The following is a 22,507-nucleotide window of genomic DNA, read 5'->3' as shown; positions in this document are numbered from 1 at the left end:
GGTCATGACCCGTCGTCTTCCCCGATCCATGCGGGCCAACGAGCGCCTCCACGCGATGATCCCCGGCGGCGCGCACACCTACGCCAAGGGGGACGACCAGTACCCGGAGAATTTGGCGCCGGTCATCTCGCACGGCCTCGGCGCGCACGTCTGGGACGTCGACGGGAACTCCTACATCGAGTACGGCTCGGGGCTGCGCGCGGTCAGCCTCGGGCACGTGCACCCGCGGGTCAGCGAAGCGGCCCACCGTGAGATCGACCGGGGCGCCAACTTCGCCCGCCCGTCCATCGTTGAGGAACGCGCGGCGACGAAGTTCCTCGAAACCGTCGCAGGCGCGGAGATGGTCAAGTTCGCGAAGAACGGCTCGGACGCCACCACGGCCGCGGTCAAACTCGCCAGGGCGGCCACCGGCAGGCCGCTGGTGGCGATCTGCCGCGACCACGCGTTCTTCTCCATCGACGATTGGTTCATCGGCACCACGCCGATGTCGTCGGGCATCCCGGCCGGGATCACCGACCTGACCGTGTCGTTCCCCTACGGCGACCTCCCTGCGACCGAGCGGCTGCTGCGGGAGAACGCGGGCCAGGTCGCCTGCCTGATCCTCGAGGCGTCCACGCAACTCGAACCGCCCGCCGGGTACCTCGTCGGCCTGCGGGAACTCGCCGACCGGTACGGCTGCGTCCTCGTCTTCGACGAGATGATCACCGGTTTCCGCTGGTCGGAGGCGGGAGCGCAGGGTCTCTACGGTGTCACGCCGGACCTCTCGACGTTCGGCAAGGCGCTCGGGAACGGGTTCGCCGTCTCGGCGCTCGCGGGTAAACGCGAGCTGATGGAACTCGGCGGGCTGCGCACCACCAAGGAGCGTGTCTTCCTGCTGTCCACCACGCACGGCGCCGAAACGCATTCGCTGGCCGCCGCCATCGCGGTCATGGAGACCTACACCGAAGAAGGCATCGCCGCGCGGCTGCACGCGCTCGGCGACCGGCTCGCCGCCGGGGTCCGCGAAGTCGCGGCCTCGGCGGGGGTCGGGGAACACGTCGTCGTGCGCGGCCGGGCGAGCAACCTCGTCTTCGGCACGCTCGACGCCGAGAAGAAACCGTCGCAGGACTACCGAACGTTGTTCCTGCGGCAACTGGTCACCGGCGGGGTCCTCGGACCGTCGTTCGTGGTCAGCAGCGCGTTGTCCGAAGAAGACATCGACCGGACGGTCGAAGTGGTCTCGCAGGCCTGCCTCGTGTACCGCAAAGCGCTCGACGCGGAGGATCCGGCGCCGTGGCTGGGTGGCCGTCCGGTGAAGCCGGTTTTTCGGAGAAGGGTATGAGTTCAGGGATCACCTATCGCTCGGCCGGCTCGCGCGCGCTTCGCGTGGCGCTGTCGGTGTTACTGCTCCAGGTCGCCGTTGAAACCACAGCGGAGGCAACCGAAGAGCCGGCTCGAGGGGTGTGCGGCACGACCGTCGGCGTCCCTTCCGCCCCGGAAGGCGCCCAGGTCGTCGAACCGGGCACCGATCTGACCGACAAGACCCGGTTCAGCCCGCCGGGGAGCACGTTCTGGCTGGCACCGGGCACGCATACGCTGAGTTCCGACCAATTCGGCCAGGTGATGCCCAAGGACGGCAACGTCTACCTCGGCGCGCCCGGCGCCGTGCTCGACGGACGCGGGATCAACCGCGCGGCCTTCACCACGCCGGCCAAGGACGTGGTGATCCGCGGGCTGACCATCCGCGGTTTCGTCGCCGAACGCGATCAGGGCGTGGTCAACCACGATTCCGGCGAACGCTGGACCATCGAAGGCAACGTCATCGAGGACAACGACGGCGCCGGGATGATGGCCGGGGCGGGCCAGCGGGTGATCGGGAACTGCCTGCGGAACAACGGCCAGTACGGCATCAACGCCTACCGTTCCGGCGGCGGGCTGACCGATCTGGTGATCGAGGGCAACGAGATCACCGGGAACAACACCGACGACTGGGAGACCAGGATCCCGGGCTGCGGTTGCAGCGGTGGTGCGAAGTTCTGGGCCGTGAACGGTGCCGACGTCGTCGGCAACTGGGTCCACCACAACCACGGGGTCGGGCTCTGGGCCGACACGAACAACAACGATTTCCTGATCCAGGAAAATCTGATCGAGGACAACGCGTCCGAGGGGCTGTTCTACGAGATCTCCTACAACCTGGAGCTGATCGGGAACACCTTCACCCGGAACGCGCTGGTGCAGGGCCGAAACCGGGCCGCCAAGGGCGACAACTTCCCGGTCGCGGCGGTGTACCTGAGCGAATCCGGCGGCGAGCCCAGACTGCCCGCCCGGACCAGCCGGATCGACATCCGGGGCAACATGTTCTCCGACAACTGGTCGGGGATCACGCTGTGGGAGAACGCCGACCGGTTCTGCAACAGCCCGGCCAACACGTCCACGCTGTCCTGTACGGCTTTGGTGTCGCCGACGTCGGCCTGCTCCGATCCGGGCATCAAGACCGAACCGCTGTACGGCGACTGCCGCTGGAAGACCCAGCGCGTTTCGGTGCGGGAGAACACGTTCGAGTTCGATTCGTCGATGGAAGGCTGCCTCGGCCTCTGCGGGCGGATGGCGGTGCTCTCGAACTACGGCACCTTCCCGGCCTGGTCGCCGTACCGGGGCGCCGTGATCTCGGAGGCGATCACCTTCCGGCAGGACAACCGGTGGTACGACAACCAGTACTACGGGCCCTGGACGTTCGTCGCCCATGACCCGTCACGGAAGCTGACCGCGGCGCAATGGCAAGCCGAGCCCTACCGGCAGGACGTTTGCAGTGGTTTCGGGGAGGCACCGACCTGCTGAAGTTTCACCTGTAAGTGTCCATCTGGGACCGTCCGTAGTGGCTTACCGTTGCCTCTATGCCCACGCTCCTGGTTGTTCTGATGCTGATCGCGACAGGAGTCGTCACGGCTTCGACGGCTCCTGTCGCGGCCTGCGCCGCGGGGCCGGTGAGCCCGGGAAAGCCGGCCGACGCCGTGTCCGTCTCCCCGGGAACCGATCTTTCCGCGAAGACGCGCGAACTCCCGGCCGGCACGACGTTCTGGGTCACCGAGGGCAAGCACACCCTGGGTCCCGACGAATTCGGCCAGATCATCCCGAAGGACGGCAACGCCTACCTCGGCGCACCCGGCGCCGTCCTGGACGGCGGCGGCGTCAACCGCTACGCGTTCACCCAACAGGCGCGCGACGTGGTCATCCGCGGCCTCACGATCCGCGGTTTCGCGGCGCCGCGGGATCAGGGCGTGGTCAACCACGACTCCGGTGAGCGCTGGACCATCGAAGGCAACACCATCGAGGACAACGGGGGCGCCGCCATGATGGCGGGACCAGGTCAGAAGGTGCTGCGGAACTGCCTGCGGAACAACGGGCAGTACGGCATCAACGCCTACCGGGCGGGCGACGGGATCACCGGACTGCTCGTGGAGGGCAACGAGATCACCGGCAACAACACCGACGACTGGGAGACGAAGGAACCCGGCTGCGGGTGCACCGGCGGTGCGAAATTCTGGGCGGTGAACGGCGCCGACATCCGCGGCAACTGGGTCCACCACAATCACGGCGCCGGACTGTGGGCGGACACGAACAACAACGACTTCCTCATCGAGGACAACCTGATCGAGGACAACGAGGCGGAGGCGCTGTTCTACGAGATCTCCTACAACGTCGTGGTCCGCGGGAACACCTTCCGGCGCAACACCCTCGTACAGGGGCGCGCTTTCGCCGCGCGGGGCGACAACTTCCCGATCGGGACGATCTACGTCTCCGAGTCCGGCGGAGAGCCGCGCGTTCGCGCCCGGACCTCTTCGGTGGAGATCGTCGACAACGTCTTCGAGGACAACTGGGCCGGGATCACCCTGTGGGAGAACGCGGACCGCTTCTGCAACAGCCCGGCGAACACGTCTTCCGGCTCGTGCACGCTTCTCGTTCCTTCGGTCTCTTCCTGCTCTGCCCCGGGGATCTCGTCGCCTCCGTTGTACGACGATTGCCGGTGGAAGACGCAGCGGGTTTCCATCCACGGCAACAAGTTCTCTCACGGATCCGATTGCTCAGGCTTATGCGGACGGATGGCTCTCTTGGCGAATTTCGGGACTTATCCGGACTGGTCGCCGTATCGGGGGACTTCCGTTTCGGACGCGGTGACCTTCCGGCAGGGGAATCGGTGGTACGACAACGCTTACTCGGGTGGGTGGCGGTTCGTCGTTCAGGACACTTCGCGGACCGTGGGGGTTTCGGAGTGGCAGGGTGCTCCTTACTCGCAGGATGCTTGTAGTTCTTTCGGGAGTGGCGGGTGCTGAGCGATGCTTGGGTCCCGAGCGGGGAGGCATGCCGCGACGATGTAGGAATCGGGACGTTGAGTGTCCCTATTCCTACATCGTCGCCTCCCTTTTTTCGTGAAAGGTACTTTCATGCGGTCGAGGAGCGAAAATTGTCGGTACCTCGCCGCATCATGATCCAGTGCGACGAGGAACCTGGACGACGAACGCCCGGCTCACCGCTCCGGGCCATCCGGAAGTGATCCGCGTGGCCGATCTCGAACAGATCGGCGTGCCACGCCGGACCATCTCCCGTCGATGTGCGAAAGGCGGTCCTTGGCGAAAGCTGCTGCCCGGCATCGTGTTGCTGAGCAGCGGTACGCCGACAGACGAGCACCGTGTCCGCGCCGGGTTACTCCATGCCAGGCAAGACGCGGTACTCACCGGCACGTGGGCGCTGCGCATCCACGGCTTGGAAAGGGTCCCTCGGCAGGAAGAAGTCCATGTGCTCATCCCGGCGAATCGAGGTGTGGCCGACGTGGGGTTCGTCCACGTAGAACGAACCCACCGTCTGCCCCGCCCTCACCTCCGGGGAGGTCTCCCCGTGGCTCCCGTCCCCCGAGCCGTCATCGACGCCGCCCGCAGGCTCACCGACGAAGACGAGATCCAGGCGATGATGGCCGAGTCCGTCCAACGCCGCTTCTGCACCACCGGCCTGCTCACCCGCGAGCTCGACCAAGCAGGCCGCAACGGAACGGCCCTGCCCAGAAAGGCCCTCGTCCCGCTCCTGGCCGGCGCGAGGTCCGTCGCCGAGGCCGACGCATGGCGTCTCTGGCGAAGATCCGGTCTGCCGCCGGGTCACTGGAACGTCCCGATCTTCGACGCGAACGGGAACTACATCGCCACGCCGGACTTCTGGTGCGACGAGGTCGCCTTCGCCTGGGAGATCGACTCCTTCCGTCACCACGCCGACCCCGATGGCCATCGCGCCACCGTCGCCCGCAACGCCCGGTACGCCGCCGCGGGGATCGTCGTGCTCCAGACGCTGCCGTCTCGCCTGCGTAGCGAGCCGGACGAGGTCCAGCGCGAGTTGCACGCCGCGTTCCGGGCAGCGCAAGCCCGGCCTCGGCCGGAGAACCTGGTCAAAAGGGTGGCGTAGCGCGAGGAAATGGCAGAGACGCCCGAGCCTCCTCCGCAAACTCGATGGACTCTCCGAGATCAATCTCCGGCGAAGCACGCCCCTCGGGGTGGGCCCCGCTCGGCATGGTCGAACATCTCGCCCGCACCGATCGCTTTCGAATTCGGCACATGTTCGCAGGCGAGCACGTCGACTTCTCCTGGCCCGGGACGGCCGAGCAGGAATAGCGGATCACGGGCGACGTCGGCCGCGCAAGCCCGGCCTCGCCCGAAAGTCGTGCTCAACCCCGCCGCGTAAGCCGGTCCACCACCCACGCCACCACCGGCACCACCGCGACAGCCACCCCGAACCCCCCGAAGGTGTCCGTCGGATAGTGCGCCCCCAGCGCCACCTCGGCCCACCCCATCGCGAGCCCCGAGAACGCGACCGACCCCACCAGCACCCAGGCCCCGCCGGCAGTTTCGAGACCCCGCACATCGATCACTAGCAGCGCGACGACGGTCGCGACGGTGACCGCGAAGGCCGTGTGCCCGCTGGGGTAGGAGAGGAACTCGCCGTGGATCAGCCTGCCGGTCAAGGGTTTCAGGCCGGTGGTCAGCGCCACCGTCACCCCGGAGGCGGCCACCAGCAGGATCGCCGTCCGCGGTCGCCGGTGCCGCACGCACACCCAGCCGAACAGCGCCATCACGACGATCGCGCCCACCGGTTCGCCCGCGAAGTCGATTGCGGTCGCCAGGTACCAGAGCGGGCCTTCGACCCGGTCGACCACCGGCAGTACCAGGGCGTCCAGGCCGGCGGTGTGGGAAGTCCCGGCGTAGCGGACGCCGAGGACGAGGGCGACGACGAAGCCGAAGGCGCCCAGCGCCCGGAGCGGGATCCGCGCCCGCGGCGGGAGCGCGGGCGGACCGGTGATCACGCGTCGATCGCTGCCTGGTAGCCGCCGACAAGCCGTTCGAGGCCGACTTTCGGCGTGAACTCCTGTTCGTACACCAGCCGCGCCGCCCAGCCCATTTCCTGGTTCCGTTCGGCGTCGCCGACGATCTCCCGCAGTCGCGCCGCGAGCGAATCGGCGTCCCCGGGTTCGTGCAGCAGGCCGGTGACACCCTCCTCCACCAGCTCGCGGAAGGCGCCGTGGGCCGCCGCGACCGTCGGGACGCCGGCGGCCATCGCCTCGACCACGACCAGGCCGAACGCCTCCAGCCATTCCGATGGGGCGATGACGGCGTTCGAGCGGACGATGAGGTCTCGGCACTCCTCTTTGGACTGAAGTCCGAGATAGCGGACGTCGTCGCGGCCGTGTGCCCAGCGCGCGACCTCGTCCTGCATCGGGCCGGTGCCGGCGATCACCAGCGGCGGCAGCGAACCGCCCGCGGCGACGAGCCGGTCCCACGCTTTCATCAGCAGGCCGATGCCCTTTTCTTCGGTGATCCGGCCGAGGAACAGCAGGTGCTCCCCCGCGCCCTTGCGCGTCTCGCCCGGATCGGTGACGTAGTTGTACTTCACCCCGAGCCGCTCGGCGGGCATCCCGGCGGCGATCAGGATCTCGCGTTGGGCCTTCGAGATGCAGAAGAACCGCGTGACGCCGGACCACCAGCGGTCGCGGTTCAGCATCATGCTCGCCGCCACCGGCACGGTGGCGAGTCCCGAACCGCGGTAACACCCGTGCCGCACCGCCGGGATCGGCTTGCGGCCCACGCAGTCGGTGCAGATGTAGCCCTCGCGGTACAGCGTGCCGGGAGGGCAGATCAGCGTGTAGTTGTGCACGGTCGCGACCGTCGGGACCCCCGCCTCGGCGCAGGCGGCCAGCACCGACGGCGACAGCAGCGGGAACGTGTTGTGGATGTGGACGACGTCCGGCCGGTCGTCGGCGAGGCGCCGTGCCAGTTCCGCGCGTACGGCCCGGTTCCACGGCACCTGGAGCGGGACGATGGCCTTGCGCGGCAGCGACATCTCCGCGATGTCGTCGCTGCGCCGCTCGAACAGGCCGACCTCGTGCCCGGCCTCGGCCAGCAACGCGGTCTCCTGGTCGACGACGGTGTTCTCGCCGCTCGGCTGCTCGGATCTGTACCGATTGTGGATCACGAGGACCTTCACGCGGGCTCCTCTGTATCTGTGGTGAACCCGCCGCCGCGATCGACGTCGGGAGGACGCTGCCCCGTCTTCCGCCTCAGGGTGGCGGGCATGGCGTCCCGCCACCGCGATAGCGGAGGCCTCCGGCCGGGCGGGTTCACGCGTGTGGTCTCTTCGCGGCACATCTTCGGCTCCGCCGATCATCCTTGACTAACTCGGGTTCTTCGGCGGGCACACGCACCAGCAGCGACGCGGCCAGGGCCAGGTGCAGCAGGTACGGCGACGCGTCGCCGAGGCCCGCCTCGGTGTAGGAGGCGGAAAGACAGTACGTGATCAGGAAGATCGCGCACGCCCTGGCGGGGGACGGCGGCCGCAGCACCGCGACCACGACCAGCACGAGCATGAACGCGGCCACGATCGCGATCCCGACGTAGCCCTGTTCGTGGTAGACGGCGAGCCAGCTGCTGTCGATCGGGAGCCCGTCGAAGGACTTGTCGGTCAGCCCGACGCCGAACAGGTACTCGAGTGTCGTCCTCGGGGCGTCGAGCAGGGCGTCCCACACCTTCGCGCGGCCGGTGAGGCTGGAAAAGTTCTCCTCGGACTGTCCCCGCAGGAACCAGGCCTGCAGCAAGCCGCCCAAGGCCACCACCGCGAACAAGCCGCCGAACACGATCCAGGTGAACACCTTGCGAGCGCGGGCGCTGGACATCCATTGCGACAGCAGCGCCACCACGGTTCCGGCCACCAGGCCGAGCATCGCGGTGCGGGTGTGGGTCAGCAGCAGGATCCCGAACGCCGGGACGATGACGACCAGCGCGTGCTTCCGTTCCAGTTTCCCGCCGAGCCACAACAGGATCGTGAGCCCGATGACGATGGCCGCGTACTGGCCGACCTGTGGCGGGGTCAACGGCCACAGCGTTCCGGTGAGCCGTCCGCCGTACTCGAACGGCAGCGCGTTGCCCGGACCCAGCGCGAGCCCGATCACCACCGTCACCAGCACCGCACCGTAGGCGCGGATATGGGCGCGGACGAGGTCGAGACCGCCGTTCCACCAGCGGGTCAGCAGCCACAGGGTGCTGAGGAAGAGGGCGAACCGGAAGCAGCGGAACAGCGCGCCGAACCCGCCTTCCAGGTTCAGGCTGGAGACCACGCTCAGCACCAGCAGCAGGGTGAGCAGGAAGAGGTAGGCACTCGGCCTGATCCGCAGCCGGGCGTTCAGGGCGAGGGCGATCACGAACGCGGCGCCCAGCGCGCCCATGGTGATCAGCTGGCTGACCGAACGCGGCAACGGGATGAGCGTCTTCGCCCCGGTCGAGCCCAGGGTGTTGATGATCAGCAGCGTCCAGGCGACGCCGACCGCCCTGGGCATGCCCGTGCGGATCGACGGTTCGGCCCGGACCACGGGATCGAGCATGTCAGCCACCTCCCGCACGGGTGAGCTTGCTGCCCTGGTCCTGACGGTAGGGCGCGCCCTGCCATTCACCGAAACCCAGTACCCGGCTCGGCTCGAACGCCACGAAGTTCCACGGCCCGGAGTAGGTGTTGTCGTAGAGCCGGTTGCCCTGGGCGAAGGTGATCGCGTGCTGGACGACCTCGCCCTTGTACGGCGACCAGTCCGGGAACGTGCCGAAGTTCGCGAGCATCGCCATCCGCGCGCAGCTCTCCTCGCAGCCGGCGACGGCCGGGTCGAGTACGAACCGGTTGTGGTGGATCTCGACGCGCTGGGTCTTCCAGCGGCAGTCGGCGTTCAGCGGCCCGCCCCCGATCCCGGGTTGCGCGCATTTCGCCTGCTCGGGCACCAACCGCGTGCAGGAGCCGGACGAGGTGTTGGCCGGGCTGTTGCAGAACCGGTCGGAGTTCTCCCACAGGGTGACGCCGTTCCAGTTGTTCTCGAACGTGTTCCCGGAGATCTCCAGCTTGTCCGTGCGCGCCTTCACCCTCGGCTCGCCGCCGGATTCGGACACGTAGACCGACGCCACCGGGAAGCTGTCGCCGCGGTCGATGTAGCGCTTGCCGTCCACCCAGTTGTTGCGGCGGAGGGTGTTGCCGCTGATCACGGCGTTGTAGCTGGTCTCGTACATCAGCGCGGAGCCGTCGTTGTTCTCGATGACGTTGCCCGCGATGCGGAAGTCGTTGTTGTTCGTGTCGGCCCACAGCCCGACGCCGCGGTTGTCGTGCACCCAGTTGCCGACGATGTCGGCGCCGTCGACCGCCCAGAACTTGATCCCGCCGGAACAGCCGCAGCCGTCGATCTTGCTTTCCCAGTCGCCGGTGTTGTTGCCGGTGATCTCGTTGCCCTCGACGACGAGACCGGTGATGCCGCTGTCCTGCGCGTAGGCGTTCATCCCGTACTGGCCGTTGCGCCGCAGGCAGTTGCCCCGGACCTGCTGCCGCGCGCCCGCCATCAGCGCCGCGCCGTCGTTGTCCTGGACAGCGCTGTGCTCGATGACCCATCCATCGGCCGAATCGTGGTTGACCACGCCTTCGTCGTGCGGAGCGGCGAAGCCCTGCACGGTCAGATTCCGGATCTTGACGTCGGCGGCGTCGCCCGCGAAGGCGTATTGGTTGATCTTCCGGCCGTCGAGGACGGCTTTCGGGCCACCCACGTAGACGTTGCCCGGCTTCGGGTTGACCTGGTCGTAGCGGTCGTCGCCGAGTTTGTGCGTCCCCGGCGCCAGCCAGAACGTCGTCCCGGCCGGGCTGGACCGCGTCTTCGCCGCGAGGTCGCCCGGCACCGCCGGATCGATCTTCACCGTCCCCGCCGGCGCTTCCGCCGGCCCCTCCGGCAGCTTGTCGCACACCTGCGCGACCGAACCGGACGGCGCCTTGGCCGGATCCGGTCCTGGCTCTTCGGCCGGGGTGGTGCAGGCGGTGAGCGTCAGCGGGCCGAGCAGCACCAGAAGCGCTGCCCGGCGGAGGCGGTGCGGTCGTGTGATCACAATGGGGGATCCTCGTTACCTGGTTCGAAGGTGAGCACGCTGGTGAACGTGGCGCCGGTTCCGCTGCCGAGCAGGGTCCACGCCGGTTCACGCCTGCCGAATCCGGCCGAGTACCAGCCCATCGGCGGAGTGGTTTCGCCGCGATGCGCCGACCAGCTCAGTTCCGGCGGCAGCTCGAACGAAGCCGTCCGGGCCTCGCCGTCGACAACCCAGGACAGCGTCGCCGTCCCGCCGGAAAGCGAGACCTCGACCAGCGGGCCGAAGTGGAACGCGAGACGGCAGTGCGGTGTCTCGCCACCGCGAACCTCGTCGAGAATCCTGAGCACAGTGCCGTCCATGCCTTCCAGCTCCACCGAACGCCGGTGGACGAACGGCGCGTAGCCGTCGTGTTCCGCGCTCCAGCGCGACGGCGTTCCCGCCGCGATCACGGTGGTGACGGCGTGTTTCGTCCACAGGAACGGACCGCCGGAGACGGACTGGTCGGCGCGGGAGAGTTCGAGCGTGTTGTGCCCGGCCGTGGACCGGAAGTACGACCGCCACTGCGGTTCGCCGTGGTAACAGTAGGTTCCGGGGTCGGCGAGGATGTCGATGCCGTCGTGCCGGACCTCCACCGAGAGCGCGTCCGCGTGCGCGTGCGCGGCGATGGACAGGAAGCCGTGCGGCCCACCGTCGCAGCGAGCCCAGATGGCACCGACGCGCAGAATGGTCATCCCGGCGTCGGCGAAGTCGTCCCGCCGCCACACCGGACGCTTCGAACGGATCTGAATGTCCTTGGCCAGTGCGGAGAAAAGCGCCGTGCGGACGTCTCCACCCGGCGTCTCCGGCCACCAGTCCAACCGTCCGAAAAGGACAGATCCGGTCTCGATCAGCGATGCCCAGCGGCTGGTCCCGTCACCGGCAGCGCCATCGATGACCAGCCCGAAACCGTCGTCCGCGTCACCCTGCCGCGGCGGCCGCAATCGATTGTCCACTATGGACGCCAGCGCGTCGGTCATCCGCAGCAGCACGAGCCAGGTCGACTCGGGCACCGCGACACCGGCGGCCTTCGCCTCCAGCGCCCCGGCGAGCCCCAGTTCCAGGACGAGCCCGTGGTACTCCGTGGCGAGTTCACGGTTGAGCCCGGACTCGAAGGTGTTGTGGTGCAGCATCTTATCCAGCGACACCAGCGCCGTGTCCCGCCACCGGGCGGATTCGGGGAACCAGGCGAACGCGCAGGCGGCGGCCAGCCGTCCGGCGTCCTCGGCGATCACGTGGTTGTTCGCCGACGAACCGCGGCTTCCGAACGCGGCCAGCCAGCGCTGATGGTGCCAGATCTGGTTGAGCGCCACCGGATTGTCCTCGAACAGCGCCGAGGCCCGCCCCCAGCCGTCGAGCAGCCGCCGGACCCACACCCACGACAGCAGCCGGATGCCGAGTTCGATGCCGCTGACCCAGTGCACCCCGCGCATCGGCGGGTTGGCCGCCCACCAGGACTTCAGGTGCGCGGCGACGCGCTCGGCGTACCGATCCTCGCCGGTCAGGGCGTACGCGGCGGCCAGCACGGTGAGGTGCTGGTGCCGCGACGGCTCCCAGATCTGCTTGATGTCGCCGACGGCGTCCTCACGCCGATACGGGATGTCGAAGGAGTACACATCGGACGGTGCGCGGCGACCGGTCTTCGGGTCGTACGACCAGTCCGGGTCGACGAAGTCGTCCCGTTCGACGCCGAAGTACTCGGCGCGCCCGTCCATCAGCCTGTCCGCCGTGGCGAGCAGGTCTTTCACCGCCTCACCGGAGACGGCGGCGAGGACCTCGTCACCGGGCACCGAGGCGAATCGCCGGTCCGGCAGCCAAGCCGCCTTGTCGCTCGCGACCCCGCGCCACCGGCGTTTGCGCACGACGTCGGTGACGCGGCCCGCGATCTCGGCGGGCCCCATCCGCGACAGTCTCCGCAGATACCAGGAGAGATCCATCAGCCGAGTCCGATCCGCACCGGGGCCCCGGTCTCCAGGCTGCGGTTGACCGCGAGCGTGGCCAGCGTCGTCGCGACGAGCGAGTCGACGGAGACCGGCATCGCGACCCCGGTGGTCAGCGCGTCGACGAACGCTTCGACTTCGGCGGTCTGGCCCTTGTCCCGGCCCTTGGGGATCCGGGAACTGGCCCACTTCTTGCGGCCGAACACCGACGCGCGCGCGAAGTCGTCGAACTTCAGCACCTTGCCGTCGGCGGTGACGTCGATCGTCTCCTTGGGGAACGACGCCGCGCCGCTCGTGGTGTACGCGATCGATGCGGTCGAGCCGTCCGGATAGCGCAGCAGGATCTGCAGGTCCTGGTGGCCGGGCGTCGCGGTGGCGTACACCGAGACCGGGTCGGCGCCGAGCAACCAGCTGACCGTGTCGATGAAGTGGCCGCCCTCTCCGGCGAACCGCGAGCCCTCGCTGTCGGCCTGGTTGTACCAGCTGTTCGCGTCGAGCTGTCCGGCGTTGACCAGGTACCGCACGGAAGCCGGGCCGATCCGCGGCCCGAAGTGGAGCACGGACTCGTGCAGCAGCGGCGCGAACCGGCGGTTGAAGCCGACCTGCAACCGATCGTTGCCCGACTCCTCGATCGCGCCGAGCACGATCTCCAGTTCCTTTTCGGACAGGGCGAGCGGCTTCTCGACGAAGACGGCCTTGCCCGCGAGCAGCGCGCGCCGGGTCAGTTCGGCGTGCGAGCTGTGCCGGGTCACGATGAACACGGCGTCGATCGAGGAGTCTTCAAGCATCGTGTCGAGGTCGGTGGTGGCGCGCGCGAAACCGAACTTGCGCTTGGCGTTCGCCCCCGAGAGCGCCGAGGTGGTGACGACCTCGGCGAGGTCGACGTGCTCCATCTCCGCGAGCTGCGGCAGGAGCATGGAGGACGCGTAGTTGCCCGCGCCGATGAATCCGATCCGCACGCCGCCGGGCTTCGGCGCCGCGCGAACCTCCGAGGGCTTCGGCACGGATACCGACGTGACAACCTGTTCGGCCGGACCCGCCGGGCGCTTGTCGTACTCGAACAGCACGGCGACGGCCTTGAGCTCGCCCTCGTTCAGTTTCCGGTACGTCTCGACGGCGTCGGAGAACTCCGAGACGTGCGAGATCAGCGGCTCGACGTCGAGACGGCCGCTGCCCATCAGGTCGACGACGCATTCGAGGTTACGGCGCTCGGTCCAGCGGACCTGGCCGATCGGATAGTCGCGGCCTTCGAGTTCGTACTCCGGGTCGTAGCGGCCGGGGCCGTACGAGCGGGAGAACCGGACGTCGAGTTCCTTTTCGTAGTAGGCGTTCCACGGCAAGTTCAGCGAGCACTTGCCGATGTCGATCACCCGGCCGCGGTCGCGGGCCAGCTTCGCGGCCAGCTCCACCGGCTCGTTCGTGCTGCCGCCCGCGGCGAGGTACACCTGGTCGACGCCGTGCCCGGCGCTGATCTCCGCGACCGCGGTGTCGATGACGCCGGAGCCCGGGTCACCGCAGTTGAGCGCGCCGAGCCGTTCGGCGAGGGCGCACCGCGTCGGATCCGGGTCGACGCCGACCACGCGGACCCCGGAGGTGACCAGCAGCTGCACGACCAGCTGGCCGATCAGGCCGAGGCCGATGACCAGCGCGATGTCACCGATCTGCGGTTCACCCTGGCGGACGCCCTGCATCGCGATCGCGCCGACCGTGCCGAACGCGGCGTGCCGCGGGTCGACGCCGCCGGGCACCTTGGCGTAGAGGTTCTTGGGCACCCAGTTCAGTTCCGCGTGCAGTGCGTGCTCGTTTCCGGCGCACGCCACTAAATCCCCGACGGCGACGTCGTCGATGCCCGCGCCGACCTCCTCGACCACGCCGCACAGCGAATACCCGAGGGGCGTGTACGAGTCGAGTTTGTTCATCGCCTTGCGGTAGGTGGCGCTCAGCCCGTTCGTCGCGACGCTCTGCATCACCTTCGCGACCTGATCCGGCCGCGCCTTCGCCTTGCCCACCAGGGAAAGGCTCGCCTCGGACACCTTCATCATCTCGGTGCCGGTGGAGATCAGCGAATAGGCGGTGCGGACCAGCACACCCCCCGGTTTGCACGCGGGGACTTCGACGTCGAGGAGCGCCAGCTCCCCGCTCTTGTAGTTCTGCACTACCTGCTTCACGTCGCTCCTAAGGGCGGGGATGGAGGGGGGCGCCGGTACCGCTGGGGTCAGGTTGGTCGTGGGGGGGGGGGGGGGGGGGGAGAAAAACCACCCCCCCCCCCCCCCCCCCCCCCCCCCCCCCCCCCCCCCCCCCACCCGGCCGAGCTGGGGTGGATCGGGCATCGATGGCGCCGCGATACCAGTACTCGAGGGTCAAGATGTGCCAGAGGTGCTTGGACCGGTCCTGTTGGCCGGACGCGTCCTCGTCGACGAGCCGTTGCAGGGCCTCACGACGGAGGAACCCGGCCTTCACCAATTCGCCATCGTTGGTCACCTCGCGCACCAGCGGCGCGAGGTCGCGGCTCATCCAAGCCCGCAGTGGTGCGCTGAACAGCCCCTTCGGCCGGTGCACGATCTCGGCGGGGAGGATCGAGAGCGCCGCTTCCTTCAGCGCCATCTTCCCTTGACGCTTCACGATCTTCTTCTCACCGGGGATCCGGAACGCGGCCTTCACGACCTCGATGTCGACGAACGGCGTCCGCACCTCGGTGGACGCGGCCATGCTGGACCGATCGGTGTAGGCGAGATTCAGACCGGGCAGGAAGAGCCGGGAATCGGCCAGGCACATGCGGTTCACGAAATCGGTCAGCGTGTTGTCGTGGTAGGTGTCCGCGTGCTCGGTGATCACATCGTCCACCGCGCCCGCGAGGTCCGGGTTCAGCAGCGCGACGAGCTCGGCCTGGTCGTACATCGTGTAGCTGCGCCGGAACGCGGTCTCCTCCGGCAGTTCCGCGAACGAGAGGAACCGCTTGGCGAACCGCACCGAACGGAAGCCTCGCTTCGACGTCGCCACCGGCAGTCTGTCCACAAGGGACTCCACCGGACGACGGACGAGACCGGGAACCCGTTGGTACCGCACGGCGATCTTGTTCGCGAGATGCTTGCGGTACCCGGCGAACAGCTCGTCGGCACCCATGCCGGACAGCATCACCTTGACCCCGGCCTCGCGCGCGGCGGTGCAGATCAGGTAGCTGTTGATCGCCGCGGGATCACCGATCGGCTCGTCGAGGTGGTACGTCATCCGCGGCAACAGGTCGAGCACCTGCGGCGCGATCTCGATCTCGTGCAGGTCGACGCCGAATTTCGCGGCGACCTTCTTCGCGTACATCAGGTCGTCCGGCATCGCCTCGAATTTCGCGTCCTCGGCCCGGAAACCGATGGTGTACGCGGAGATCCCTGGCTGCTCACGAGCGGCGATCGCGGTCAGGTAGCTGGAGTCGAGCCCGCCGGAGAGGAACGTCGCGACCGGCACGTCGGCCATCAGGTGCTTGCGCGTGGAGTCCTCGATGACCGCGTTGAGATCGAACTCGCCCTCGTACGCGGCTCCCTCTTCGGCGACCTGGCGCAGCGACCAGAACGTGCCGCGCTCGACGTCGCCGTTCGGCCGGAACCGCGCCCAGCTGCCCGGCGGCAGCTTCTCGGCCTCACGGAACGCGCAACGGCCGTCCGGAACCCAGTAATAGAGCAGGGAAGCGACGAGCGCGGTGTCGTCGACGGTCAGGGAACCGCCGAGTTCGGCGGCCAGCGCCTTCAGCTCGGAGGCGAACACGACACCCTGACCTCGGCGCACCAGGAACAGCGGTTTGATGCCCAGTTGGTCCCGCACCAGGGTCAAAGCGCCGGTGCGCTCGTCGAAGACACCGAACGCGAACATGCCGCGAAGCCGGTGCAGGCCGTCGGTGCCCCACTTGCGCCAGGCTTCCAGCAGGACCTCGGTGTCGGACGTCCCCCGGAACCGCACACCGGCGGCTTCGAGTTCCGTCCGCAGCTCCGGCGCGTTGTACAGCTCTCCGTTGTAGGTCAGCGCGAGCCCGCCGGAGACCATCGGCTGCGCGCCGGTCTCGGTCAGGTCGACGATCGACAGCCTTCGGTGTCCTAAGTGGACTTCCCCGTGGTCGTACCGGCCGGAACCGTCCGGCCCGCGATGGGCGAGGGTCTTGGTGAGCCGATCCCGTAGCGGCCCCCCGTCCGGCCAGAAGTAGGCCCCTGCGATGCCACACATCTGCTTTCGCTCCCTAGCTCTGAGAATGAACCCGCGACCGCGAGCGACGTCGGCAGGGCGCTGGCCGGCGTTCCATGTCACGTCCGTTTGAAGGGACGCCCCGCCACCGCGCTAGCGGGGCCTTCGGCCACGGCGGGTTCACGCGTGCGGTCCCTTCATCGAATTGTCCTCTGCTCCGCCATCCATCCCCTTACAAGGCTTCGGCGTTGTCCGGTGACACAGGCGCGAATCGTTTCGTCGGCTGATCGGCGTTGCCGAGTTCCTTGACGCGTTTGTACGGAGTCGGATGCCCGTTCTTCTTCGGGAACATTTCCACCGGTTTCGGCATCGGCCGCGCGGCCCGCCCGCGCAACGCGGTGTGCAGGCCGTCCCACAGCGTCCCGTCGGTGTGGTCGCGCGGATCCGGATCCACCACGACGACCCCGATGATCGGAATGTGCCGGTCCGCCAGCTGGCGGGCGACGGTGTGCAGCCACTCGGTGTTCGCGTGCCCGGCGCGGACGACGAGAATCGTCTCCCCGCCGAGAAATTCGAGGTCGGTCCACGATGTCCCCGGCTCGACCGAACCGACGCCGATCCGGCGTTCCTTGGCCGCCAACGGCAGGTCGCCGCGGTCCAGCACCTGGATCGGGCCTTGACCGGCCAGCTCGCGGAGATTCGCCTTCGGCAGGTCGTCGACGAGCGAGGCCGGCCCCTTCTCCGCCAGTTCGCGCGCCATGTCGACGGCGAGCGCGGCGGTGACCTGCCGGGCGCCGAGGTCGAGCAGCGACACCGGACCGCCCTCCTGGCGGACGGCGCGGACCAGCGTCGCCGCGACCCGCCGCCGCCGGGTCTCCGCCTGCCCGCGGCGCAGGAACCGAGGCGGCTTGGGCAGTTGCGCGATCACGGAAGCGCCGAGGTGTTGGGAGAGCTCGCGGCGCAGCACCGGCCGGTCCTTCACCACGCTCGTGACGGCCGCGAGCCCCAGTCCGGCGAGCAGTCCCAGCGCGAAGCCGATCCCGGCGTCGGTGGCGAGCGTCTTGAGGAAGGAATACGGCAGGATCCGGGGCGCGTCGACGATCTGCGTCCCGGCGGCGACCTTCGGCGTGCCGATGCCCGCCTCCTGCGCGCGGCCGTCGTAGTCGGAGATCTTGGACGTCAGCTCCGCGCGGCGCGAGTACAGCCGTTCCAGCTGGGCGGGGTTGGCGTTGCGGTTCTTGGCCTCCTCGGCGACGATCGCCGACTCGATGGAGCCGAGTTCGTTCTGGGCCTGGTTCCGCTGGTCGAGCAGGGCCTTCTGCTCGGCCGCCGCGGCCGCCTGGTTGCGGGAGACGAACTCGGTGATGAAGGCGTCGGAGATCGCCCGCGCGCGAGCCACAGCCTCTTCGCCGGTCTTGCCCTTGACCGTCAGCTGGAGGACGTTGTTCGTCAGGCCCAGCCCCTCGTAGTCCTTGAGGAACTCCTCCGGCGCCTGGGTGCTGTTCAACTTCTTGAGCGCCTCGGTGGCGGTCTTCGTCGTCTGGAGCACGGCGACGTCGGTCCGCATCAGCGTTCCGCTGTCGGTCGGCGAGTCGTCGGGGTGGACGACCAGGATCTGCGCGACGGCGGTGGGCGGCGACGGCAGGAACACCGCGACCAGCCCGCCGAGGATCAGGCCGAGCAGGGCGGTCGACACCCACAGGCGGCGCCGTCTCCGCACCGAGACGACCAGCCGTTGCAGGTCGATGAGCGGTTCGGACTTCGTTTTTTCGGCGCTGGTCACGCGGTACCTGCCAGTGCTTCGTGGTCGGCGGTGGTGGACGCGCCGGGCCGGGTTCGGGTCGGGGAGACGGGGCGGAGCAGCACCGTGCCCACCACGGTGAGCCCGGCGTCGGCGACGGCTCCGGCGATCCCGACCAGCTCCCACGCGGACCGGGAGCCGAGGCTCGTCACGACGAGGACCCCTTCGACGTCGGCGTCTTCGACGACGGGCCGCGCCGGGGACACCGTCACCGGAGCGAACCACCGGCCGGCGAGGCGGGCGATCCGCCCGGCGGCCGCCCGCCCGGCGTGGTCACCGTCCACGGCGAGGACGAGCAGCCGCCGGTGCGGGAGCCGTGAAACCAGGCGCCGGTACTGGACGTCGGCGTCGATCTCGTCGGCGAAGACGTCGACCCTCGGGATGTTCCACGGCCGGTCGTCACGGAGGATCTTGGCCCGCGGGGTGGTTCCGGCCGGACGCCTGTCCACGGCGTCGAAGGTGGCCAGCACCGGGCCGCCGATCGCCGCGGCGATCTCTTCGTCGTCACGCAGCCGCCGGTCGGTGCGGGCGGTGAAGAGGTGCCCGAACAGGCCGATCAGGAAGAACAACGCCGCGCCACCGAGGGCGAGCTGCCCCGTCGTGGGCGCGGCCGCCGAAGACGGCAGCTCGGCCGAACCCAGCACGACCATGTTGCCGAGACCGCTCGCCGTGTCGGCCGCGTTCAACGTGGACATCGCCGACTCGATCGTCGAGCGCAGACCCTGCAGTTCGGTGCGGAGCTGGACGCTCTCCACCGTCGTCTTGCCGTCGTTGACCTTCGCCGAAAGTTCGCTGATCCGCTGGTTGGTCTGCGCGACCTGCTGGCGCAGCGTCTCGCGGCGTTCCTGCGCCAACTGCACGGCGGCGTCACCGGAACCGGCGATGATCTGGGTGGAGTACTTCACGAACTCCTGCGCAATCCGGTCCGCGAGCCGCTGCGTCTGTTCGGCGGTGTCACCGGTTGCCTCGATGGTGATGACATTGCCCTGCGCGACCGACGTGGCCACCTTGTCCCGCAGGTCGGCGCCGGTCTCGCCGTCCCCGAGTCCGGCGGCGGCCCGGTCGAGCACGACGGAACTGGTCGCCACCTCGGCCTGGGTGAGCAGTTCGTCCGCCTCACGCGGGCCCTGCAGCAGCACGCTGGCCGTGGTCCGGTAGCCGGGGGAAAGGAGCACCGACGAGCCCGCGCCGACCAAGGCGCCGAGGAGGGCGAGGACCACCAGGGTCCGCCACCTCCCGCGCAGAACCTGCCCGATCATGGACAGGCGCACCGTGTCGTCACTCAAAGCCGGGATCTCCCATCGGCGCGGTCGGATGTGGCATGAATCCCGTCGGACCGACCACGGCGTTGGTTACAGGATCGCCAGAGTCTTGTTCGAAACGCGACCGGGAAGCCGATCAACGGGTCGCGGCTGCATAGGCCGCGAGTAGCGCTTTCCGGGAGTTCTCCCAAGAGAGCGGACCGGCGACGCGCGCCCGCCCCAGCTCGCCCATCACGGCCCGCTGCTCCGGCGAGTCGAGCAGATGGGCGATCAGCTTCGCGAACTCCGGCTCGTCGTTCGCCGGCGCGTACAGCGCGGCCTCCCCGGCCGAAACCCGGGCCTCCCGCAACTCGAAGGAGACGATCGGACGGCTCATCGCCATGTACTCCATGATCTTGTTCATGGTCGACACGTCGTTGAGCGGATTGAGGGGGTCCGGCGAAAGGCAGACGTCGGCCGCGGACAGGTAGCGCAGCAGGTCTTCGTCGGGGATCCGGCCGGTGAACTCGACCTGGTCGTCGAGCTTCAGTTCCTTCGACAAGGCCACCATGGCGTCGAAGGCGTCACCGGAGCCGATGAACACGGCGTGCCAGTCGGTGCGGCCGACGGCGTCACGCAGCGAAGCGAGCGCGCGCAGGGCGTAGTCGACGCCGTCCTGCGGGCCCATCACGCCGAGGTACGCGAGCAGATGCGGCTTGCCCTTCTTCAACTCCGGCTCGACCGGGACCAGGTGGAACCGCTCGACCACAGGCGCGCTTCGCACGACGAAGACGTCTTCCGGCGACTTGCCGCCGCGCTTCACGGCGACGTCCTTGTAACTCTCGTTGGTCGCGATGACGACGTCGGCCGTCTTGTAGGTGCGGCGCTCCAGCGCGCGGACCGCCCGGTACAGGAAGTCCTCGCCGCGGTCGAACCGCGAAAGGTACAGCTCGGGGCACAGGTCGTGCTGGTCGAAGATGAACTTCGCGCCCTCACGCTTGAGGAACAGCGCGACCAGGAACAGCAGGTCCGGCGGGTTGCAGGCGTGCACGACGTCCACCCGCCCGACCTTGCGGGCGAGCCGGAGCGTGTGCCACAACGCGGAGCCGTACTCCTGGACGTACCCGGCCGGGCCACCGGTGGCCGCCTTCAGCGGGTACCGCAGGATGTGGACGCCATCGATGGTGATTTCGGCTTCGGTGTCCCGTTTCGTCCCTTGTGGACAGATGACGTGGACTTCCCAGCCCGCCTCACGGAGCGCGGCGCACTCCTGCCAGACGCGGCGATCGAAGGGGACGGAAAGGTTCTCGACGAGGATGAGAGCTTTACCAGGCAAGGCCGACATATCCCTCTTCAGTCCGGCGCCGTCCGGCGTCGGGTACGCGGACGAGATCGATGATGGTGTGGCCGCCGCCCGCCGGGAGCGCAGCGAGGACCGCCGGATCGGTGCAGCCGACGAGACAGACTTCGGCGTGGTCGACGACCTCGGCGACGGAGCCGGCCAGCAGCTGGCCGAGATGCGGCAGCCTGCCCTCGATGTACTCGCGGTTCGCGCCCATCAGCCGCGAAAGGCTGACGTTGGCGTCGTAGATGCGGAGGTCGTATCCCTTGCCGAGCAGCCGCTCCGCCAGCTCGACGAGCGGGCTCTCGCGGAGGTCGTCGGTGCCGGGTTTGAAGGACAGGCCGAACAGCCCGATCTTGCGTTTCCCGGTGCGTGCGACCAGGTCGAAGGCACGCTGCAGGTGTTCGTCGTTCGAGGGCAGCACGTGCGACAGGATCGGGACGGCGACGTCCGCGCGGTGCGCGGCGTAGACAAGGCCGCGCAGATCCTTGGGGAGGCAAGAGCCGCCGAAAGCGAACCCGGGGCGGAGGTAGGCGGGGCTGATGTTGAGCTTGCGGTCGGCGAGGAAGACGTCGATCACCTGATGCGAGTCGAGCCCCAGCGCGCGGCAGATGGCGCCGAGCTCATTCGCGAAGCCGATCTTGAGCCCGTGGAAGGAGTTGTCGGCGTACTTCGTCATCTCGGCGACCGGGATCGCGACGCGGAAGACCTCGCCGGGAAGTCCTTCGTACAGCGCCGCGACGACGTCACCACTGGCCGCGTCGAGCTCGCCGATGACGGTCTTGGGCGGGTCGAAGAAGTCCTTGACGCTGCTGCCCTCACGCAGGAACTCGGGGTTCACCGCGACGCCGAAATCGACACCGGCGGTGAGACCGGACGACTTCTCGAGGATGGGGACGAGCAGGTCCAGGCAGGTGCCCGGCAACATGGTGCTGCGGAAAACGACGGTGTGCCTTCGCGTTTTGGCCTTGAGCGCTTCGCCGATCTCCTCGGCCACGCGCTCCAGGAAGACCGTCGAGAGGCTGCCGTTCGGCGCCGACGGGGTACCGACACAGATCAGGGAGACTTCGCTGTCCGCGATCGCCTGTCTGACGTCGGTGGTGGCTCTCAGCCTGCCTTGGGCGACGACCTCGGCGGTCAGCTCGCCGATCCGTTCCTCGACCACCGGCGCCTTGCCGCTGGAGACGAGGTCGATCTTCACCGGGTTCACGTCCACCCCGACGACCTCGTGCCCACGCCCGGCCAGGCACGCCGCAGACACGCAACCGACGTAACCGAGCCCGAAGACACTGATCTTCATGACGAATTCCTCCAGCCGCGTTCCGCTGACGAGTTGGTCGGCCGGAGGACCGGGTTCGTTACCGGTGTCCCGCGTTCGCCTGCTTTTGGCGGAATGCCTGTGCGGCAAGGGAATCACTCATCGCTCGGGGGGCACGAAACGCTACAGGGGACGCGTAAGGGTTTCGTCTCGATTGAGGGCGGCGGGGTAGGAGTGGGTCGGGTTGGTCGTGGGGGGGGGGTTTTTTTTGTGGCCCCCCCCCCCCCCCCCCCCCCCCCCCCCCCCCCCCCCCCCCCCCCCCCCCCCC

15 protein-coding genes are annotated in these 22,507 nt (G+C 68.7%); 4 read left to right on the top strand and 11 right to left on the bottom strand.

Translation table 11 applies throughout. The features are described from left to right. Nucleotides 1-4: 4 nt before the first annotated feature. The 4 genes from ACZ6DT_RS18770 to ACZ6DT_RS18755 all read left to right on the top strand — a co-directional run bounded on the left by ACZ6DT_RS18770 (nt 5) and on the right by ACZ6DT_RS18755 (nt 5,427). On the top strand, nt 5-1,321 hold the full coding sequence (locus ACZ6DT_RS18770) for a glutamate-1-semialdehyde 2,1-aminomutase (RefSeq protein ID WP_465596337.1): 1,317 nt from the start codon (nt 5-7) through the stop codon (nt 1,319-1,321). Further along, nucleotides 1,318-2,817, top strand: a complete 1,500-nt coding sequence (locus ACZ6DT_RS18765; protein ID WP_465596334.1) for a right-handed parallel beta-helix repeat-containing protein — start codon at nt 1,318-1,320, stop codon at nt 2,815-2,817. The genes ACZ6DT_RS18770 and ACZ6DT_RS18765 overlap by 4 nt, the downstream gene beginning before the upstream one ends. 56 nt (nt 2,818-2,873) lie before the next feature. Then, nucleotides 2,874-4,310: a right-handed parallel beta-helix repeat-containing protein gene (locus ACZ6DT_RS18760; RefSeq protein ID WP_465596331.1), complete on the top strand. Its 1,437-nt coding sequence runs from the start codon at nt 2,874-2,876 to the stop codon at nt 4,308-4,310. A 160-nt stretch (nt 4,311-4,470) separates the two neighbouring features. Beyond that, nucleotides 4,471-5,427, top strand: a complete 957-nt coding sequence (locus ACZ6DT_RS18755) for a hypothetical protein (RefSeq protein WP_465596328.1) — start codon at nt 4,471-4,473, stop codon at nt 5,425-5,427. A gap of 259 nt (nt 5,428-5,686) precedes the next feature. Here the strand turns inward: ACZ6DT_RS18755 and ACZ6DT_RS18750 are convergent, their stop codons facing one another. The 11 genes from ACZ6DT_RS18750 to ACZ6DT_RS18700 all read right to left on the bottom strand — a co-directional run bounded on the left by ACZ6DT_RS18750 (nt 5,687) and on the right by ACZ6DT_RS18700 (nt 22,221). Then, nucleotides 5,687-6,322, bottom strand: coding sequence for a phosphatase PAP2 family protein (locus tag ACZ6DT_RS18750; protein ID WP_465596325.1), 636 nt, complete (start codon nt 6,320-6,322; stop codon nt 5,687-5,689). After that, nucleotides 6,319-7,500, bottom strand: a complete 1,182-nt coding sequence (locus ACZ6DT_RS18745; RefSeq protein ID WP_465596322.1) for a glycosyltransferase family 4 protein — start codon at nt 7,498-7,500, stop codon at nt 6,319-6,321. Before ACZ6DT_RS18745 ends, ACZ6DT_RS18750 begins: the two co-directional genes overlap by 4 nt. Nucleotides 7,501-7,633: 133 nt before the next feature. Then, entirely contained in the window at nt 7,634-8,890 is a 1,257-nt protein-coding gene (locus ACZ6DT_RS18740) for an O-antigen ligase family protein (RefSeq protein WP_465596319.1), read from the bottom strand. Between the two features lies 1 nt (nt 8,891). Further along, the gene (locus tag ACZ6DT_RS18735; protein WP_465596316.1) at nt 8,892-10,415 is read right to left on the bottom strand and encodes a right-handed parallel beta-helix repeat-containing protein; all 1,524 of its coding nucleotides are present in this window, start codon (nt 10,413-10,415) and stop codon (nt 8,892-8,894) included. Continuing rightward, nucleotides 10,412-12,367 carry a heparinase II/III family protein gene (locus ACZ6DT_RS18730; protein ID WP_465596313.1) on the bottom strand — a complete coding sequence of 652 codons (1,956 nt, stop codon included), beginning with the start codon at nt 12,365-12,367 and terminating at the stop codon, nt 10,412-10,414. Before ACZ6DT_RS18730 ends, ACZ6DT_RS18735 begins: the two co-directional genes overlap by 4 nt. Further along, the gene (locus tag ACZ6DT_RS18725; RefSeq protein WP_465596310.1) at nt 12,367-14,538 is read right to left on the bottom strand and encodes a bi-domain-containing oxidoreductase; all 2,172 of its coding nucleotides are present in this window, start codon (nt 14,536-14,538) and stop codon (nt 12,367-12,369) included. The genes ACZ6DT_RS18730 and ACZ6DT_RS18725 overlap by 1 nt, the downstream gene beginning before the upstream one ends. A gap of 7 nt (nt 14,539-14,545) precedes the next feature. Next, nucleotides 14,546-16,579, bottom strand: a complete 2,034-nt coding sequence (gene asnB, locus ACZ6DT_RS18720) for an asparagine synthase (glutamine-hydrolyzing) (RefSeq protein ID WP_465596307.1) — start codon at nt 16,577-16,579, stop codon at nt 14,546-14,548. Nucleotides 16,580-16,769: 190 nt separating this feature from the next. Beyond that, nucleotides 16,770-18,320 (bottom strand): Wzz/FepE/Etk N-terminal domain-containing protein, encoded by a 1,551-nt coding sequence (locus ACZ6DT_RS18715; protein WP_465596304.1) that lies wholly within the window; start codon nt 18,318-18,320, stop codon nt 16,770-16,772. Next, complete coding sequence (locus ACZ6DT_RS18710; protein WP_465596581.1) at nt 18,317-19,597, bottom strand: exopolysaccharide biosynthesis protein; 1,281 nt, start codon at nt 19,595-19,597, stop codon at nt 18,317-18,319. The genes ACZ6DT_RS18715 and ACZ6DT_RS18710 overlap by 4 nt, the downstream gene beginning before the upstream one ends. Before the next feature lie 139 nt (nt 19,598-19,736). Continuing rightward, entirely contained in the window at nt 19,737-20,924 is a 1,188-nt protein-coding gene (locus ACZ6DT_RS18705) for a glycosyltransferase family 4 protein (RefSeq protein ID WP_465596301.1), read from the bottom strand. Continuing rightward, nucleotides 20,905-22,221 (bottom strand): nucleotide sugar dehydrogenase, encoded by a 1,317-nt coding sequence (locus tag ACZ6DT_RS18700; protein WP_465596298.1) that lies wholly within the window; start codon nt 22,219-22,221, stop codon nt 20,905-20,907. The genes ACZ6DT_RS18705 and ACZ6DT_RS18700 overlap by 20 nt, the downstream gene beginning before the upstream one ends. Between the last annotated feature and the right edge of the window lie 286 nt (nt 22,222-22,507).

The sequence above is a fragment of the Amycolatopsis sp. NPDC041971 genome (genome assembly GCF_055588925.1).
Note: the sequence above shows the minus strand (reverse complement) of the source record. Positions and strands in the feature narration are given on the sequence as shown.